The 16,830-nt window shown below is 66.1% G+C and carries 12 protein-coding genes and 1 tRNA gene; 1 reads left to right on the top strand and 12 read right to left on the bottom strand.

Translation table 11 applies throughout. From position 1 onward, the window contains the following. Window positions 1–15: 15 nt before the first annotated feature. Together FHS03_RS13135 and FHS03_RS13130 are read right to left on the bottom strand one after the other, a co-directional pair. Window positions 16–747, bottom strand: a complete 732-nt coding sequence (locus tag FHS03_RS13135) for a CAAX prenyl protease-related protein (RefSeq protein ID WP_183441409.1) — start codon at window positions 745–747, stop codon at window positions 16–18. Window positions 748–852: 105 nt separating this feature from the next. After that, on the bottom strand, window positions 853–2,763 hold the full coding sequence (locus FHS03_RS13130) for an ATP-binding cassette domain-containing protein (RefSeq protein ID WP_183441408.1): 1,911 nt from the start codon (window positions 2,761–2,763) through the stop codon (window positions 853–855). A 134-nt stretch (window positions 2,764–2,897) separates the two neighbouring features. Here FHS03_RS13130 and FHS03_RS13125 point away from each other — a divergent pair. After that, window positions 2,898–2,972: transfer RNA gene (locus tag FHS03_RS13125), tRNA-Arg, on the top strand. A gap of 21 nt (window positions 2,973–2,993) precedes the next feature. On the opposite strand, the gene FHS03_RS13120 is transcribed toward FHS03_RS13125, so the two are convergent. The 10 genes from FHS03_RS13120 to FHS03_RS13075 form a co-directional block, all read right to left on the bottom strand. Next, window positions 2,994–3,731 (bottom strand): PEP_CTERM-anchored TLD domain-containing protein, encoded by a 738-nt coding sequence (locus FHS03_RS13120; protein ID WP_229426193.1) that lies wholly within the window; start codon window positions 3,729–3,731, stop codon window positions 2,994–2,996. Window positions 3,732–3,788: 57 nt separating this feature from the next. After that, entirely contained in the window at window positions 3,789–4,193 is a 405-nt protein-coding gene (locus FHS03_RS13115; RefSeq protein ID WP_183441407.1) for a RidA family protein, read from the bottom strand. 14 nt (window positions 4,194–4,207) lie between these two features. Continuing rightward, entirely contained in the window at window positions 4,208–5,395 is a 1,188-nt protein-coding gene (locus FHS03_RS13110) for an acyl-CoA dehydrogenase family protein (protein WP_183441406.1), read from the bottom strand. A gap of 3 nt (window positions 5,396–5,398) precedes the next feature. Beyond that, a complete protein-coding gene (locus FHS03_RS13105) occupies window positions 5,399–6,253 on the bottom strand; it encodes an enoyl-CoA hydratase family protein (protein WP_183441405.1) in 855 nt (284 codons plus the stop codon). Continuing rightward, on the bottom strand, window positions 6,250–6,798 hold the full coding sequence (locus FHS03_RS13100) for a MarR family winged helix-turn-helix transcriptional regulator (protein WP_183441404.1): 549 nt from the start codon (window positions 6,796–6,798) through the stop codon (window positions 6,250–6,252). The genes FHS03_RS13105 and FHS03_RS13100 overlap by 4 nt, the downstream gene beginning before the upstream one ends. An 8-nt stretch (window positions 6,799–6,806) precedes the next feature. After that, window positions 6,807–7,631, bottom strand: coding sequence for an SDR family NAD(P)-dependent oxidoreductase (locus tag FHS03_RS13095; RefSeq protein WP_183441403.1), 825 nt, complete (start codon window positions 7,629–7,631; stop codon window positions 6,807–6,809). Then, window positions 7,632–10,013, bottom strand: coding sequence for a bifunctional salicylyl-CoA 5-hydroxylase/oxidoreductase (locus FHS03_RS13090; protein ID WP_183441402.1), 2,382 nt, complete (start codon window positions 10,011–10,013; stop codon window positions 7,632–7,634). It lies immediately after the preceding gene. Between the two features lie 8 nt (window positions 10,014–10,021). Next, window positions 10,022–11,650, bottom strand: a complete 1,629-nt coding sequence (locus FHS03_RS13085; RefSeq protein WP_183441401.1) for an AMP-binding protein — start codon at window positions 11,648–11,650, stop codon at window positions 10,022–10,024. Between the two features lie 107 nt (window positions 11,651–11,757). After that, a complete protein-coding gene (locus tag FHS03_RS13080; RefSeq protein ID WP_183441400.1) occupies window positions 11,758–12,477 on the bottom strand; it encodes a response regulator in 720 nt (239 codons plus the stop codon). An 88-nt stretch (window positions 12,478–12,565) separates the two neighbouring features. Beyond that, a complete protein-coding gene (locus FHS03_RS13075; protein ID WP_371871668.1) occupies window positions 12,566–16,798 on the bottom strand; it encodes a hybrid sensor histidine kinase/response regulator in 4,233 nt (1,410 codons plus the stop codon). Window positions 16,799–16,830: the final 32 nt, after the last annotated feature.

The following is a 16,830-nucleotide window of genomic DNA, read 5'->3' as shown; positions in this document are numbered from 1 at the left end:
GTAGATGCTTGCCGCTTACCAGAAAGACCAATTACCCGTCATCAATACCCAAACCCCCAGGCCGCCATTGGTGACGGCATGGGCAATGATGGGCGACCACAGGTTCTGGCTGCGCATGTATACGAGGCCATAGGCGGCGCCAGCCACCATGCCGGCGAACCACAAATGGTGTTCGAGGCCGAATAATATCACCGTGACAATAAAAGCTTTAAATTTTACGTGCGCGGGGTTCACTTTCAGGAAATCGGCCCGCTCCAGCCAGCGCAGCAGGAAGGAGCGCCAGAACAACTCTTCCATCAGCGGCACCACCAGGGCCGCGCCGGCAATGCGCACCAAGGCCAGCGGCCAGTCGATCTGGCCGCCGGCGCCGCGCGGGTCGAAGCCGGCCGGCGTGCCGATCTGCATCCACGCCGCATCCAGATGGACCCACAGCAGCAGCACCAGCAAGCCGCTGGCCACGGCCGCCAGCCAGCCGCGCGCGCCCAGCGGCTGCCACGCCAGCTCGCGGTAATGGCGGCGGCAAGCGAACAGCAGCGCCAGCACGACGCCGATTTTGACTGCATACAGCCAGCGCAGTTCCGCCGCCGCCAGGCCAAAACGGTCGAGCAGGTCGGCGATGGCGATGCAGGCCATGTACGCGGCAAAGGGAAGAATGCGGACCAGCGCCGGCTGCCGCGCGGGCGCGCTGTCCGGCCCGGCTGGCTGCGCGGCGGCCGGCCGGGTAGGGTCTGACTGCTGGGTTTTCATGCGATATCTGCGGTTCCGTTGCGGAGTTTGCAGATATTACAATATTATGCGCTGGTGCAGCGCACGAATGATGTAGAAAAGAAATCTTTCATCTCATCAGCTAACTCATTGACGCGATTCGATGGCCTCCCAGCGCTCCAGGGCCGCCAGCAACTCCGCTTCGATCTCGGCGATGCGGCTGTTCAAGCGCTTCGCTTCGGCCGGCGTCTTCTTGTAGAAGTCGGGATCGGACAGGGCGATATTCAGCGCGCTCTGCTCGTCTTCGAGCTTGGCGATCAGCTGCGGCAATTCGTCCAGCTCGCGCTGTTCCTTGAAGCTGAGCTTTTTCGCCTTTGCTGCAGGCGCAGCAAGCGGCGCCGCTGCCGCCTTGGCCGGCTTCTGCTCCGCCTTGGCCTCCGCCTTGGCGGACGCGGCCGGCGCCACGGCGCGCACGCGCTCCCAGTCGCTATAGCCGCCGATGTATTCGCGCCAGGCGCCCTCGCCTTCGGCCACGATGACCTGGGTCACGACATTGTCGAGGAACATACGGTCGTGGCTGACCAGGAAGACCGTACCCTGGTAATCTTCGAGCAGCTCTTCGAGCAGCTCCAGCGTATCGATGTCGAGGTCATTGGTCGGCTCGTCGAGCACCAGCACATTGGCCGGCTTGGCGAACAGGCGCGCCAGCAACAGTCGGTTGCGCTCGCCGCCCGACAGGGTGCGCACCGGCGACCGGGCGCGTTCGGGCGCGAACAGGAAGTCGCCCAGATAGCTCATCACATGCTTGCGCTGGCCATTGATCTCGACCCAGTCGCTGCCCGGCGCAATCGTGTCGGCCAGGCTGGCTTCCTCGTTGAGCTGGCTACGCATCTGGTCGAAATACGCGACCTGCAGTTTGGTGCCCTGGCGGATGGTGCCGGCATCGGCCGCCTCCTCGCCCAGGATCAGCTTGAGCAAGGTGGTCTTGCCGGCGCCATTGGCGCCGATCAGGCCGACCTTGTCGCCGCGCAGGATGGTGGCGCTGAAGTCGCGCACGATGGTTTTCGCGCCATACGCCTTGCTGACGGTGTCCAGCTCGGCCACGATCTTGCCCGAGCGCTCGCCCGAGGACACTTCCAGCCGCACCTGGCCCTGCTGTTCGCGGCGCGCGGCGCGCTGGTCGCGCAAGCGCTCCAGACGGCGCACCCGGCCCTCGTCGCGCGTGCGGCGCGCCTGCACGCCCTTGCGGATCCAGACTTCTTCCTGGGCCAGGAATTTGTCGAACTTGGCGTTCTCGATTTCCTCGATGGCCAGTTGCTCGGCCTTGCGCGTCTGGTAGGTGCTGAAGTTGCCCGGATAGGACAGCAGACGGCCGCGGTCGAGCTCGATGATGCGGGTGGCCACATTGTCGAGGAAGGAGCGGTCGTGGGTGATGAACAGCACGCTGCCCTTGAAATCGCGCAGCAAGCCTTCGAGCCACAGGATGGAGCTGAAGTCGAGGTGGTTGGTCGGCTCGTCGAGCAGCAGCACGTCGGGCGCCGCCACCAGGGCGCGCGCCAGCGCCACGCGCTTTTGCATGCCGCCCGACAGGGTTTTCATCTGCGCCGCGGGTCCCAGATTCAGGCGGTCCAGGGTCTGTTCGACCTTGTTGCCCAGATTCCAGGCGTCGGCCGCGTCGAGCTGCAGCTGGATCTCGTGCATGCGCTCCATCAGGGCCTCGTCGTCGCCCTGGCCGAACTGGCTGGTCAGCGCATCGTATTCCTTGCGCAGCGCCGGCAACTCGCCCAGGCCGGAGGCGACGGCTTCAAACACCGTCATCTCCGGCTCGAACACGGGTTCCTGCTCGACATAGGCGATCGTCACGCCCTGCTGCATGACCAGGAGGCCATCGTCCAGCTTGACGCGGCCCGAAATGATTTTCAGCAGCGAGGATTTGCCGGTGCCGTTGCGGCCGATCAGGCCGACGCGCTCGCCGCTCTCGAGGGAGAACTCGGCGTGATCGAGAAGCGCGACGTGGCCGAACGCCAGTTGCGCGGAAGTGAGGGAAATGACTGCCATAGCGGATTCAGAAACGCCGCCCTGCTGCGGTCGGCGGGCGGCTGGGGATGATCGAAACCGCCATTGTACCGGCAGCGCGCAATTGCTACTAACATTTGCCGATCTGTCAGCTATAATTGCGCTCGCCTTGCGTCCTCCCCGTAGCACAATGGATAGTGCACATGCCTCCTAAGCGTGGGATACTGGTTCGATTCCAGTCGGGGGGACCAAACCGCCCCCCCCCTCCGCACTTAAGCCTTGCGCCGCGCCACCCAGCCCAACAGTCCCATTCCGAGCAGCAGCATGCCATACGCGGCAGGTTCCGGTACGGCGGCAATGTTATAAACTTCAATGGCGCCGTAGGTGACGTTAAACCCATTGAACGGCGCACCGTTCAGCAAACTGGCGTTGGTATCGGGCGCATAGGGATTGATGTAGGAGTACATCAAGGAATAGCCGCCGTGCGTCAGGTCATCCGGCACATACAGATCATGTCCCCAGCCGAACGTCGGACCATATTTCGCGTCGTTATAGGTCTGGTAGGCGCCCACCGCATCCAGGCCATTCGCCTTCGGCGTCTGACGGTGCAGCTTGCCGCTGGTCAGATTGAAGAGGAAGGCCTTGCGGTCAGCCTGGTTCTCGGTCACATTGTAGGCGCCGGACGAAGTCCAGCTCTGCGGATTGTAGCCCCCCACCAGCCAGGTTTGGCCATTGCTGTCCGTTGCCTGCATGACGGAAAAAGTGCGCCCCCGGCCATCCACCGCCGCATGAAAATCCTTCGCGGTATGGCCTGCTGCTTTAGTATAAATATTGGTCAGCGCAATGCTGCCCTCGCCCAGCCAGGCGGACAACTGGGCCTGCTCCTTGGCACTGAGCAGGGTTGTGGCGGCGGCGGCGCCGGTGCTGGCAACCAACAGAGAAACCGCCAGCAGGCTGGCGGTGACAGTGGATGGAAAGAGTTTCTGCATGATAGGCACCTTTAACAACAAGAAATGTTTCCAACTATAACATGTTGTTTTTTTTGTTTGCCATGCGTGAATGTTTTTTCAGCAATTTAGCATATCCGGCACAACAGCCGTGACTTCGATTTCGACCTTGGCCTGATCTTCAATAAGAGCGCTGACTTCGATCGCGCTCATGGCGGGATAGTGGGCGCCGACCAGTTCCCGGTAGATCTGGCCAATTGCGCGGTACGCCGCCACATACTCTATTTTATCGACCACATACCAGGTCATGCGCACAATATGCTCCGGCCCGGCGCCTGCTTCGGCGAGTACCGCGATGATATTCAGCAGGGCCTGACGCACCTGGCCGGCGAAGTCGCTGGTCTGGAAGCGCCCCTGCTCATCCCAGCCCACCATGCCGCTGACGAAGACTTGCTTGCCGCGGGCGGCGATGCCGTTGGCATAGCCGCGCGGGCGGGGCCAGCCCGGAGGTTGAAGTATCTGCATGCTCGGTTCCTTGTTTAAGCCGCCTCGCGCAGCAGCTCGCGCGCGATGATTAATTGCTGGACTTCGGTGGCGCCTTCGTAAATGCGCAGCGCGCGGATTTCGCGGTACAGGCGCTCCACGGGATGCTCGCTGACCACGCCCAGGCCGCCGAACATCTGCACGGCGGCGTCGATCACCTGCTGCGCCGTTTCGGTGGCCGTCATCTTGGCCATGGCCGCCTCCTTCGTCACCTTGCGGCCCTGGTCGCGCTGCCAGGCGGCGCGGTAGGTCAGCAGCGCCGCGCTGTCGATGGCGGTGGCCATCTGCGCCAGCTTGGCCTGGGTCAGCTGGAAGTCGGCCAAAGTCTGGCCGAACATGGGCCGCTGGCGCGCATGGGCCAGCGCCTCGTCGAACGCGCGGCGCGCGAAGCCCAGGGCCGCCGCCGCCACCGAGGTGCGGAACACGTCGAGCGTGGCCATCGCCACCTTGAAGCCCTGCCCCGCCTCACCCAGGCGCATCGCGGCCGGGATGCGGCAGTTGTCAAAGCGCAGGCGCGCCAACGGATGCGGCGCGATCACCTGGATGCGTTCGGCGATTTCCAGGCCTGGCGCATCGGCCGGCACGATGAAGGCGCTGATGCCGCGCGTGCCGCGCGCCTGAGTGCCCTGGGCTTCTTCGGCCGCGCCGTCGCGCGCGAACACCACGTAGAAATCGGCGATGCCGCCGTTCGAGATCCAGGTCTTCTCGCCGTTCAGCACATAGCTGTCGCCCTCGCGCGCGGCGGCGCACTGCATGGCGGCGACGTCGGAACCGGCCTGCGGTTCGGACAGCGCAAAGGCGGCAATCGCCTCGCCGCGCGCCACGCGCGGCAGCCAGGCCTGCCGGGCCGCCGCATCGCCGAACAGGCTGATGGCGCCCGAACCCAGGCCCTGCATGGCGAAGGCGAAATCGGCCAGGCCGTTGTGGCGCGCCAGGGTTTCGCGGATCAGGCAGATGGCGCGCGTATCGATGGCGTCCAGCGCACCGCCATGGGCGCTGCCGCCGACCGCATGGCGCAGCCAGCCCGCCTCGCCCAGCTGGCGCACCAGTTGGCGGCAAGCGCTGTCCACATCCGCGCCATGCGCAGCGCGCACCTGCTCTGCGGCCCAGGCGTCGAGCTCCCGTTCCAGCGCGGCGTGGCGCGGCTCGAAGAAAGGCCAACCCAGATAGTCTTTATCGGCCATGCCTCAATCCCCCTCGAACCGCGGTTTCTGTTTCGCCACGAAGGCGTGGTAGGCGCGGTGGAAGTCATTGGTCGCCATGCAAATGGCCTGGGCCTGCGCTTCCGCCTCGATGGCTTCGTCCACGCCCATATTCCACTCCTGCTGCAGCATCTTCTTGGTCATGCCGTGGGCGAAGGTCGGGCCTTGCGCCAGGCTGCGCGCAAAATTCTGCGCCTCGGCCAGCAGCGCTTCCGGCGCGTACAGATTGTTGAAGAAGCCCCAGCGCTCGCCTTCCAGGCCCGACATGGAACGGCCGCTGTACAGCAATTCGGCGGCGCGGCCCTGGCCGATCACGCGCGGCAGCAAGGCGCAGGCGCCCATATCGCAGCCGGCCAGGCCGACGCGCGTGAACAGGAAGGCGGTCTTGCTGCGCTCCGTGCCGTAGCGGATGTCCGAAGCCAGGGCCAGCATGGCGCCGGCGCCGGCGCACACGCCGTCGATGGCGGCCACGATGGGCTGCGGACAGGCGCGCATGGCTTTCACCACATCGCCCGTCATGCGCGTGAAGGCCAGCAGGCCGGGCATGTCGAGCCTGGTCAGCGGGCCGATGATCTCGTGCACGTCGCCGCCCGAACAGAAATTCTCGCCCGCGCCGTTGATGACGATGGCTTTCACATCGCCGGCATAGGCCAGCGCGCGGAACAGCTCGCGCAGCTCGGCGTAGGAATCGAAGGTCAGCGGGTTCTTGCGCTCGGGGCGGTTCAGGGTCAGCGTCGCCACGCCCGCCTCCACCGCGAACAGGAAATGGCGCGCCTCATAGCTGGCCAGCGGCTGGTGGTTGCCCGGCAGCGCGTGCGGCTCGCCTTGCAGATACTTCATGGTTTGTCCTTTCCATTGCGGGCATATAGATGCCCCTTCATTTCGGAGAGCAGTTCGATCAGCCGGCCCTTGTCGTCGCCGGGAATATCCCGCAGCAGCTCGACCACCCAGCTTTCGTGCACCTCGGCCATCTTGGCGAAGGCCTTGCGGCCGGCCGGCGTCAACATGACGCTGAAAGCGCGCCCGTCTTTCGGATCGGCCACGCGCTGCACCAGCCCCTCCTGCTCCAGCTGGTCGGTGATGCCGGTGACATTGCCGCCCGTGACCATCATGCGGCGCGACAGCTCGCCCATGCGCAAGCCTTGCGGATAGCGCTCCAACTGGGCCATGAGATCGAAGCGCGGCAGGGTGATGCCGAACTGCGCGCGCAGACGGCCGCGGATTTCGTTTTCGATCTTGACCGTGCAGGACAGCATGCGCAGCCACAGCTTGAGCGCCTGGTGGTGATCCTGCGTCAGGCGGCTGGCCAGATCGAGCACCGGTTCCGGCAAAGGCGCCGGCGCGTCACCGGCACGCTCCTGCTCCGGGTTGTCATTGAGAGGCATGGGCTTCCTTACATGACTTCGCCGCCGGCGACGGCCAGCGCTTGGCCATTCATGGCGCCCGATTCGGGAAGACAAAGCCAGGCCACGGCATGCGCCACTTCCTCGCTCTGGATCAGGCGTTGCTGCGGATTGCCGGCCGCCAGTTCGGCGCGCGCCTGCTCCTCGCTGCGTCCCGTCTTCAGCATGATGTTGGCGACGGCGTCCTTCACGATATCGGTTTCGGTAAAGCCGGGACAGACCGCGTTCACCGTCACGCCCTTGGCCGCCACTTCCAGCGCCAGGGCGCGCGTCAGGCCGACCACGCCATGCTTGGCGGCGGTATAGGCGCTCACATAGCGGTAGCCGGTCAAGCCGGCGGTGGAGGCGATATTCACGATGCGTCCCCAGCCCGACTCCAGCATGGCGGGCAAGGCCGCCTGGGTGCAGTGGAACACGCCGCCGAGATTCACCTCCAGCATGCGCCGCCAGTCCTCGCCGCTGGTTTTCAGGAACGGCGCGGCATGCGCCTGGCCCGCGTTGTTCACCAGGACATCGATGCGGCCCAGACGCTCGGCTGCAGCAGCAAAGCCTTCGCGCACCGAGGCTTCGTCGCCCACGTCCATGGTGCGGATGGCGACGCGGCAGCTCTCGGCCAGCGCCGGCTCATCGGCCAGCAACGCGTGCAGCTCCAGCGCCGCCTGTTCCAGCCTGGCGCCATCGCGGCCCGCCAGGGTCACGCTGGCGCCGCGCAGCAGCAGGGCGCGGGCGCAGGCGGCGCCGATGCCGCGTCCGCCACCCGTCACCAGCGCGTGCCGGCCCGCCAGGGATTTGACTTCGTTCAATGGACTGCTCATTCAACCCTCCAGCAATTTTGCCGCCACCTGCTGCGGCGTCAGGCCGCCGCTGGCGGCCGCCAGTTGTTTTTCCCGTTCCAAATTGCGTTCCAGCTGCTGCTTGCCGGGCAGGTATTGCTTGGGCCAGGCCACCATACGGTAGCCGATTTTCGCCGCCTCCGTCAGCGTCCACGCTGGATTGGCCAGATGCGGACGGCCCACCGCGCACAGATCGGCGCGGCCGGCGGCGATGATGCCGTTGGCATGGTCGGCTTCGAAGATGGAACCGACCGCCATGGCGGCAATGCCCGCCTCGTTGCGCACGCGGTCGGCGAACGGCGTCTGGAACATGCGGCCGAAGACCGGTTTCTCCTGCTTGCTGACCTGGCCCGACGAGCAATCGACCACGTCGGCCCCGGCCAGCTTGAACAGCCGCGCGATCCGCACCGCGTCTTCCGGCGTGATGCCGCCTTCCACCCAGTCGTGGGCCGAGATGCGCACGCTCATCGGCTTGTGCACCGGCCACACGGCGCGCATGGCGGCGAACACGCGCAGCGGATAGCGGCAGCGGTTTTCCAGGCTGCCGCCGAATTCGTCGCCGCGCTGGTTGGTCAGCGGCGAAATGAAGGAGGACAGCAGATAGCCGTGGGCGCAATGCAGCTCCAGCCAGTCGAAACCAGCGTGGTCGGCCGCCAGCGTGGCGCGCACGAAATCGTCCTCCACCCGCTGCATGTCTTCCAGCGTCATGGCGCGCGAGAGCTGGGACACGCCCTCCAGGTACTGCTGCGGCGAAGCCGAGAGCAGCGGCCAGTTATCGCTGCCCAGCGGCTGGTCGATGCCTTCCCACATGGCGCGGGTGGACCCTTTGGCGCCAGCGTGGCCAAGCTGGACGCCGATCTTCGCGTCGCTATGCGCATGCACATAGCCGACGATGCGCTTCCAGGCCGCGGTATGCTCCGCCGTGTACATGCCGGGACAATGGGGCGTGATGCGCGCATCGGCCGAGGGGCAGGTCATTTCCGCCATCACCAGCGCCGCGCCGCCCATGGCGCGCGCGCCCAGATGCACCAGGTGGAAATCGCCCACCGTGCCGTCCACCGCGCTGTACTGCGCCATCGGCGAGACGACGATGCGGTTTTTCAGCACCAGGCCGCGCACTTTGTAGGGCGTGAACATGGGCGGCACCGGCCGCTCAAGCAACTCGGCCGGCGCCGGCAACTCGGCCTGTTCGAACGCGCGCCGCGCAAACCATGCTTCGTAATCGGCCACATAGGCCGCATCGCGCAGGCGCAGGTTTTCGTGCGACAGGCGCTGGCTGCGCGTCAGCATGGAATAGGCGAACTGCGGCGCTTCCAGCGCGGTATAGCGCTGCACGTTCTCGAACCATTCCATCGAGTTGCGCGCCGAACTCTGGATCTTCAGCACCTCCACCGCCCTCGCCTTTTCGTACCCAGCCAGCGCGGCGGCGATATCCGTTTCGGCGGCAAAGCAGCGCGCCAGCTCGATCGCGTCCTCCAGCGCCAGCTTGGTGCCGGAGCCGATCGAAAAATGCGCGGTGTGGGCGGCGTCGCCCATCAGCACCACCGGCACGCCATCGTTCCAGCGCACCCACTGCTGGCAGACGATGCGCGGGAAAGCGATCCAGCTGCTGGAGCCGCGCAGGTGCGCCGCGTTCGACATCAGCGCATGGCCGTCCAGCTGGTCGGCGAACAGCTGCTCGCACCAGGCGACGCCCTGTTCCTGGCTCATCTGATCCAGGCCGGCCGCGCGCCATACGCTTTCCGGCGTTTCGATGATGAAGGTCGAGGTGTCGCCGTCGTACTGGTAGATATGGGCCTGGAACCAGCCGTGCGGCGTTTCCTTGAAGACGAAGGTGAAGGCCTCGAACTTCTTCTTCGTGCCCAGCCACACAAAGCGGCAGCGCCGCGTTTCGATCTGCGGCTGATAGGTCGCTTCGTAGCGGCTGCGGATGCGGCTGTTCAAGCCGTCGGCGGCGATCACCAGGTCGGCCTGGTAGCGGCGCGCGATTTCCTGGTCGTCCTCGACCTCGGTCTTGAACAGCAATTCCACGCCCAGCTCCTCGCAGCGCTGCTGCAGGATGTTCAGCAGGCGCTTGCGGCCGATGCCGCAGAAACCGTGGCCGCCGGAGGTCACCTTCTGCCCCTTGAAGAAGACGTCGATATCGTCCCAGTGGTTGAAGGCTTGCAGGATGGCGCGCGCCGTCGGCTCGTCGGCGTTGACCAGATTGCCCAGGGTCTGGTCGGAGAACACCACGCCCCAGCCGAAAGTGTCGTAAGGCCGGTTGCGCTCGATGACGGTGATGCGGTGCGCGGGGTTCTGCTTTTTCATCAGCAGGCCGAAATACAGGCCCGCCGGGCCGCCGCCTATGCAAACGATATTCATGCGTTTCCTTATTCCGCTCTGCGCAGCTTGAAGCGCTGCAGCTTTCCTGTTTCCGTGCGCGGCAAGGCCGCCGTGAAGCGCACCGAACGCGGATATTTATACGGGGCGATTTGCGCCTTGACGAATTCCTGCAGGCTGGCCGCCAGCGCTGGCGAAGCGTCGAAGCCGGAACGCAGCACCACATGCGCTTCCACGATCTGCCCGCGCTCCGCATCGGCCTTGCCGACCACGCCGCATTCGGCCACGGCGGGATGGCGCAGCAGCACCTCCTCCACCTCGGGACCGGCGATATTGTAGCCGGCCGAAATGATCATATCGTCGGTGCGCGAGCGGTAGATGAAATAGCCGTCGGCATCCATCTCGTAGGCGTCGCCGGTCAGGTTCCAGCCGTTCAGCACATAGTCTTTCTGGCGCGGGTCGGCCAGATAGCGGCAACCGGTCGGCCCTTTGACGGCCAGCCGTCCGATCACGCCCGGCCCCACCGGCTTGCCCTCGCCATCGAGTATGCAAGCCTGGTAGCCCGGCACCGGCTTGCCCGTGGCGCCGGGGCGGATGTCCTCGCCGGAGGCGGAGATGAAGATGTGCAGCATCTCGGTGGCGCCGATGCCGTCGATCATGGCCAGGCCGCTGGCTTCCTTCCAGATGGCGCGCGTGGCCAGCGGCAGCGCCTCGCCGGCCGACACGCTTTTGCGCAAGCTGGACAAGTCGTGCTGCGGCGCCAGCGCCGCCATCTGGCGGTAGAAGGTGGGCGCGGTGAAGCTGATGGTGGCGCGGTATTGGGCGATCGCCCGCAACAGGGTTTCCGGCGTCAGCTTTTCCAGCAGCACGGCGGCGGCGCCCACGCGCAGGGGAAACAGCAGCAAGCCGCCGAGGCCGAAGGTAAAGGCCAGCGGCGGCGTGCCGATGAACAGGTCGGAGCCGTCGGCTTTCAGCGTATGACGCGGGAAGCAGTCGCAGATGGCCAGCACGTCGCGGTGGAAATGCATGGTCCCTTTCGGCACGCCGGTGGTGCCGGAGGTGAAGCTGATCAGGCAGACGTCGTCGGCCGCCGTATCGCAAGCTTCGAAGTGCGGGCCTTGGTCCGCCATCAGCGCTTCCAGCGAGCCCGCGCCCGCGCCGCCATGGAAGTACAGCGTGCGTTCGGGCCGCGACGGCGCCAGTTCCATTTCCTCGCGCAAGCCGTCGGCGCACAGCACGGCATTGACCTGGGACTTGCCCATGATCGCGCCCAGCTCGCGCGCGCGCAGCAGCGGCATCGTGGGTACGGCGATGCAACCGGCTTTCAGCACGCCCAGCACGGCGGCCGCCATCAGCGGATGATTGGCGCCGCGCAGCAGCACGCGGTTGCCCGGCACCAGTCCCAACGGGCCGCGCAGCACGGCGGCAATGCGGTTCACCTTCTCCTGCAGCTGCGCATAGCTCCAGCGCTCATGCTCGCCGTACAGGGCCGGACGCGCGCCGCCGCCGCCGGCCACCGCCTTGTCCAATAGTTCGGCCACGCAGTTCAGGCGCTGCGGGTAATCCAGCTCCGGCAGGTCGAACAGCAGCTCCGGCCACTGTTCGCATGGCGGCAGATGATCGCGCGCGAACGGGTCGAGGTGCGCGCTAGGCGCGAGTGGTGCAGATGATCTGTTCATGGTCGCCCTGATTGGATGGTCGGTTCAAGTCAGTCCGCAAGCAGATACTTTAAACCTAAACTAATTCATCCACAAGAGCTTTCACCGCCGTGGCGGCGGCCTCGCATTCAACCCAAACTGATTTGACGCACCAGGGCGGATTGGTGAATCACGGCCCGTATCACGTCGGACAAGGCCGCTTGCACCGCCTCCAGTTCCGGCGGCACGTCGCGGCGGAAGCGTTCCAGCGCGGCGGCGGCGCCGTGCAGGCCCAGGGTCACGCAGCCGGCATGCAGGCGTTCGATGCGGTTGCGCGCCTCGCCCACCTCATCGCGCGCGAACAGCGCATCGAGTTCGGCGCTGGCGGCCGTGAGCTGGTTCTGGAAGCCGGTCAGGTAGACCAGCAGGCGGTCGCCGTTGATGCCGAGGCGCTGCTGCGTTTCGGCCGGGGTTTCGGCCACATGCTGGTAGCCGTTCGCGGCCTGGTCGAGAAAGCCGGTCAGGTGCACGCGCACCTGGTCGGCCTGGAAGGGTTTGACGATATAGCCGGCGGCGCCGGCCTTGGTGGCCTGCTGCACCGTGTCGGTGTCGGTGGCGGAGGAGACCAGCACGAAAGGCATGGTGCTCAAGGCGGCATCGCCTTTTACGCGCTGCAGCAGTTCCATGCCGGAGAGGCGCGGCATGCGCAGATCGCAAAAACAGATTGCAGGACGCAAGCCGCCTTCCAGCTGTTGCCAGGCATCGGCGCCGTCTTCCGCTTCCACGATATCGAATTTGCCGCAGCTATCGATCAGGTGCATCAGCACCATGCGCGAGACAACGTCATCATCTACCACCAGAACTCTCATTCAATCCTCTCCTGTGCCTGTCACCGTCAGTGTGCGCCTGCTGTGACCCGGCCAGGCAATCTTACCCTATATCCAGCGTGCATGTTTTTCAATTGGTCCGCACGCCGCCCGCCGCCAATTGCTGCAGCAGCTCGCGCAGGCGCGGCAGCTTGGCGGTGACGGCGGCCCATAGCGCGCGGTCGGCCGCCCGTTCCAATTCACCGGCCAGCGCCTGCAACTCCGATAGTTCCAGGTAGCCGGCGCTGCCTTTCAAGCCATGGAACAGGCGCCCCGCCGCATCGGCGTCGGCGGCGGCGATGGCCGCATCCAGTTCCGCCAGGCGCTCCGGCAGATCGGCCAGGAAGGCGTCGAGCAGGCGCCGGTCCAGCATCTCGCGCGCCAGCACGCGCGGCGGCGAAGCCGGCGCGCCGCGCGGCAGCACGATGTGCTCAGGCTCCGTGCTCACGCCGAACATGGCGTCCAGTTCGGCCGCGCTCGGGCCGGGCGGGGAATGCAGCGGCATTTCCGGCAACAGGATGCCGCGCTGCAGCTGGCGTTCGATGGCGCGGCTCAGCTGGAAATGCAGGGCCGCCTCGTCGATCGGCTTGGTCAGGAAATCGTCCATGCCGGAAGCGAGGTAGCGGCTACGGTCTTCTTCGCTGGCATTGGCCGTCAGCGCGATGATCATCAGCTCCTGGTCGCGCACCGGCGCGGCGTCGCTGCCGCCCGAGCGGATCAGGCGCGTGGCGCTGGGGCCGTCCATCTCCGGCATGCGGCCATCCATCAGGATCAGGTCATAGCGCGCGTGGGCGCAGGCGGCCACCGCCAGCGCGCCGTTGCCGACGATATCGACCTTGTGGCCCAGATCTTCCAGCATCATGCGGATGATGATCTGGTTGGTCGGGAAGTCCTCGGCGCACAGCACGCGCAGCTGGTGGCTGTGCGGCTCGCGCGGAATATGCGGCACCAGCGGCGGCGCCACGCCGTCCGGCAGCGGCAGGGTGAAGGCGAACACGCTGCCGATGCCCGGCGTGCTGACGGCGCCGATCTCGCCGCCCATCAGCTCCACCAGTTGGCGGCAGATGGCCAGTCCCAGGCCGGTGCCGCCGTAGCGGCGCGTGGTGGTGCTGTCGGCCTGCTCGAATTTCTGGAACAGGCGCGGCATGGCTTCGGCCGGGATGCCGATGCCGGTGTCTTCCACCGTGAAGCGGATCTGGCTGCAGGCGCGCCCTTCGCGCAGCACGCTTTCCGGCAGGCGCTCCACGCGCAGCGAGACATGGCCGCGCTGGGTGAACTTGAAGGCATTGCCGACCAGGTTGACCAGCACCTGGCGCAGGCGGGTCGGGTCGCCCACCACGAAAGGCGGCAAGCCCTTGCCGAATTCCACCGCGAAGCCCACGCTGTGCGCCGCCGCCTGCTCTTCGAACAGGCTGACCACGTTCTCCACCGTGCCGGCCAGCGCGAAGTCGATATTCTCGATGGTCAGCTTGCCGGCCTCGATCTTGGAGAAGTCCAGCAAATCGTTGATGATGGTCAGCAGCGACTGGGCATTGGCCTGACCGCGCTCGATCTGCTCGCGCGTGCCCTCGGCCAGATGGCTGTCGCGCAGCGCGAAGCCGAGCATGCCGATCACGCCGGCCAGCGGGGTGCGCATCTCGTGGCTCATATTGGCCAGGAATTCCGACTTCTGGCGCGTCGCGTCTTCCGCCTTCTGCTTGGCGTAGCTGAGACGCTCGTCGCGCTGCTCCAGTTCGCGCTTTTGCTGCTGCAGCAGCTTGTTCTTCAGCTCCACCTCGGCCGTGCGCAGGCTGACCTGCTGCTCCAGGCGCGTGCGCTGGCGGCGCAGGCCGCGCACCCGCGCCTGATAGGTGATGACGGCGCTGCCCAGCAGGGTCAAGACGATCAGGCTGCGGAACCACCAGGTTTTCCAGAACGGCGGCAAGATGGTGATTTCCAGCGTGGCGGCGTTATCGTTCCAGATGCCGTCCTTGTTGGCGGCCTTGACGCGGAAGGTGTAAGTACCGGGGTCCAGATTGGTGTAGGTGGCGAAGCGCTTGCTGGCGTCCGTCACCACCCAGTCGCGGTCGAAGCCCTGCAACTGGTAGGCGAAGCGGTTGCGCTTGGGCGCGGCGTAGTGCAAGGCCGTGAACTCCAGCGAGAACATGGTGTCGCTCTCCTGCAGCGTGACGGCATTGGTGTATTCGATGGCGTTGCGCAGCATGCCGCCGTTTTCGCTCTGGCCGGGACGCACCGACTTGTTGAAGACCTGGAAGTCGGTGATCGCCACCGTCGGCGCGATGCTGTTCTCCTTCACCTCTTTCGGCGCGAAGGCGGTCAGGCCGTTGAAGCCGCCGAAGTACATATTGCCGTCCGGCGCGCGCAGCGCCGAGCCGTCGAAGTAAGCGCCCTCGATGGTGCCGTCCGTGCCCGAGTAATTGCGGATCTGGCCCGTGACGATATTCAGGCGCGACAAGCCGGTATTGGTGGACAACCACAGATTGTTGGCGTCGTCGGCCAGGATGGCGGCGATGGCGTCGTCGGCCAGGCCGTCCTTGCGCAGGTAGCGGCGGAACTTCACATTGCCGTCGGCGCCGAATTCCATGCGATTCAGGCCGCCGGCCGTGCCCACCCACAGCACGCCGCCCGCGTCCTCGTACAGATAGTGCACCTCGTCGTGACTCAGGCTGGAAGGGTCGGCCGGGTCGTGGCGGAAGTGGCGGAACTGGCCGGTCTTGCGATCGAGCAGATCGAGGCCGTTGAAGGTGCCGACCCACAGGCTGCCGCGGCTGTCCTCCAGCACCGGACGCACGATATTGTCGGCCAGGCTGTTGCCGTCGGCCGGATCGTGGCGGAAGGTCTGGGTGCCGCCGCTGGCCGGATCGTAGCGGTGCAAGCCGCCGCGCGAGGAAATCCACAGTACGCCGCTGCGGTCGCCGTAGATATAGCGCAGGTGGTCGCTATCCGGATCGCCGCGCGAGAACAGCAGGCTGCTGAATTGGCGCGTGACCGGATCGAAGCGGCGCATGCCGGTGCGCCCGCCCACCCACAGCATGCCCTGCGGATCGCGCCACATGGCCGTGACCACACTGTCGGCCAGAGAAGCCAGGCGGTATAAGATGGTTTCGCCGCTGACCGGATCGAAGTAATTCAGACCGTCGTTATTGCCCAGCCAAAGCTTGCCGTTGCCGGCATCGAGGACGGCGCGCACGCGGTTGTCGCTGAGCGAACGCGGACGGTCGGGATCCTTGACCAGGCGCGCAAAGCCGCCGCTGCCCAGGTCGACGCGGCTGACGCCCGCGTACCATGTGCCGACCCACAGGGTGCCGACGCGGTCGCGGAACAGCGAGGAAACGTAATTGTCCGACAGGCTGTGCGGATCGCTGAGCTGGTGGCGGTACTGCACGAAGCGGTCGTCCTCGGGGCGCCAGCGGAACAGGCCATGGCGCTGGGTGCCGACCCACAGCGTGCCTTCGCTGTCCTGGTAAATGGCCGGCACCGGGCCGGGCGGCAAGCCTTCGGCCAGGCCCATGCGGCGCCGGTGCGGCACGCCGTCGCCATCGAGCTTCCACTGTTCGACGCCGCTGACGCTCCCCACCCACAAGGTCTGCTTGCTATCCACATGCAGTGAGATCACCGACTCGCCGCGGCCGTTCTTCCCCACTTGCAAAGGGAAGTGGCGGAAGCGCTTGGCGCCCGGCATCAGCATGTCGACGCCGGCGGCGGTCCCCACCCACAGGCGGCCGGCCGCGTCGCGCGCCAAGGCATTGACCTGGTCGCTCATCAGGCTGCCCGCCTCCTTGGGCTCGTGGTGATAAATGGTGAAGCGGCCGCTGGCCGGATCGAAATGCTGCAAGCCGTCGGAAGTGCCCACCCACAGCGCGCCGATGCCGTCGTCGATGATGGCGCCCACATGGCGGTTGCCGTTGCCGCGCTTGACCGGTTCGTCCGGCAGGTAGTGGCTGAATTTCTGCGTCACCGGGTCGTAGCGGTCCAGGCCACCGTCGGTGCCCACCCACAGGCGCCCGATCGGGTCCAGGTGCAGCGCCTTGACCCAGTTCTCGGCCAGGCTATGCGGATCGGAAACGGCGTGGCGGAACACCACGGTGCGGTAGCCGTCGTAGCGGCTCAGGCCCGCCTGGCTGCCGAACCACATGAAGCCCTGGCGGTCCTGCATGATGGCCAGCACCGATTCCTGGGCCAGGCCATCATCCACATTCAGCTGCTCGAAGCGCAGGGTGCGCGGCGGCGGCCCGGCCTGGGCGTCCGTGAGCAGGCCGCCCGCCAGCGCCAGCAGGGCGGGGAGCAACAGTTGGCGGCAGTAGCGTCGAAATGGGAGCAGCACGAACAATCGGTCCTGGATAAACACAGCCACGG

This window comes from Pseudoduganella violacea (assembly GCF_014191875.1).
Classification (GTDB): Bacteria; Pseudomonadota; Gammaproteobacteria; order Burkholderiales; family Burkholderiaceae_D; genus Rugamonas; species Rugamonas violacea_A.
The sequence above is the reverse complement of the archived record's forward strand: the minus strand, read 5'-3'. Positions and strand labels throughout refer to the sequence as shown.

Bases quoted from the DNA above. Each gene is read 5' to 3' on its own strand.
- FHS03_RS13100 (WP_183441404.1), bottom strand. From the start codon at position 6,798: ATGCCTCTCAATGACAACCCGGAGCAGGAGCGTGCCGGTGACGCGCCG.
- FHS03_RS13130 (WP_183441408.1), bottom strand. From the start codon at position 2,763: ATGGCAGTCATTTCCCTCACTTCCGCGCAACTGGCGTTCGGCCACGTC.
- FHS03_RS13105 (WP_183441405.1), bottom strand. From the start codon at position 6,253: ATGAAGTATCTGCAAGGCGAGCCGCACGCGCTGCCGGGCAACCACCAG.
- FHS03_RS13090 (WP_183441402.1), bottom strand. From the start codon at position 10,013: ATGAATATCGTTTGCATAGGCGGCGGCCCGGCGGGCCTGTATTTCGGC.
- FHS03_RS13080 (WP_183441400.1), bottom strand. From the start codon at position 12,477: ATGAGAGTTCTGGTGGTAGATGATGACGTTGTCTCGCGCATGGTGCTG.
- FHS03_RS13115 (WP_183441407.1), bottom strand. From the start codon at position 4,193: ATGCAGATACTTCAACCTCCGGGCTGGCCCCGCCCGCGCGGCTATGCC.
- FHS03_RS13085 (WP_183441401.1), bottom strand. From the start codon at position 11,650: ATGAACAGATCATCTGCACCACTCGCGCCTAGCGCGCACCTCGACCCG.
- FHS03_RS13095 (WP_183441403.1), bottom strand. From the start codon at position 7,631: ATGAGCAGTCCATTGAACGAAGTCAAATCCCTGGCGGGCCGGCACGCG.
- FHS03_RS13135 (WP_183441409.1), bottom strand. From the start codon at position 747: ATGAAAACCCAGCAGTCAGACCCTACCCGGCCGGCCGCCGCGCAGCCA.
- FHS03_RS13110 (WP_183441406.1), bottom strand. From the start codon at position 5,395: ATGGCCGATAAAGACTATCTGGGTTGGCCTTTCTTCGAGCCGCGCCAC.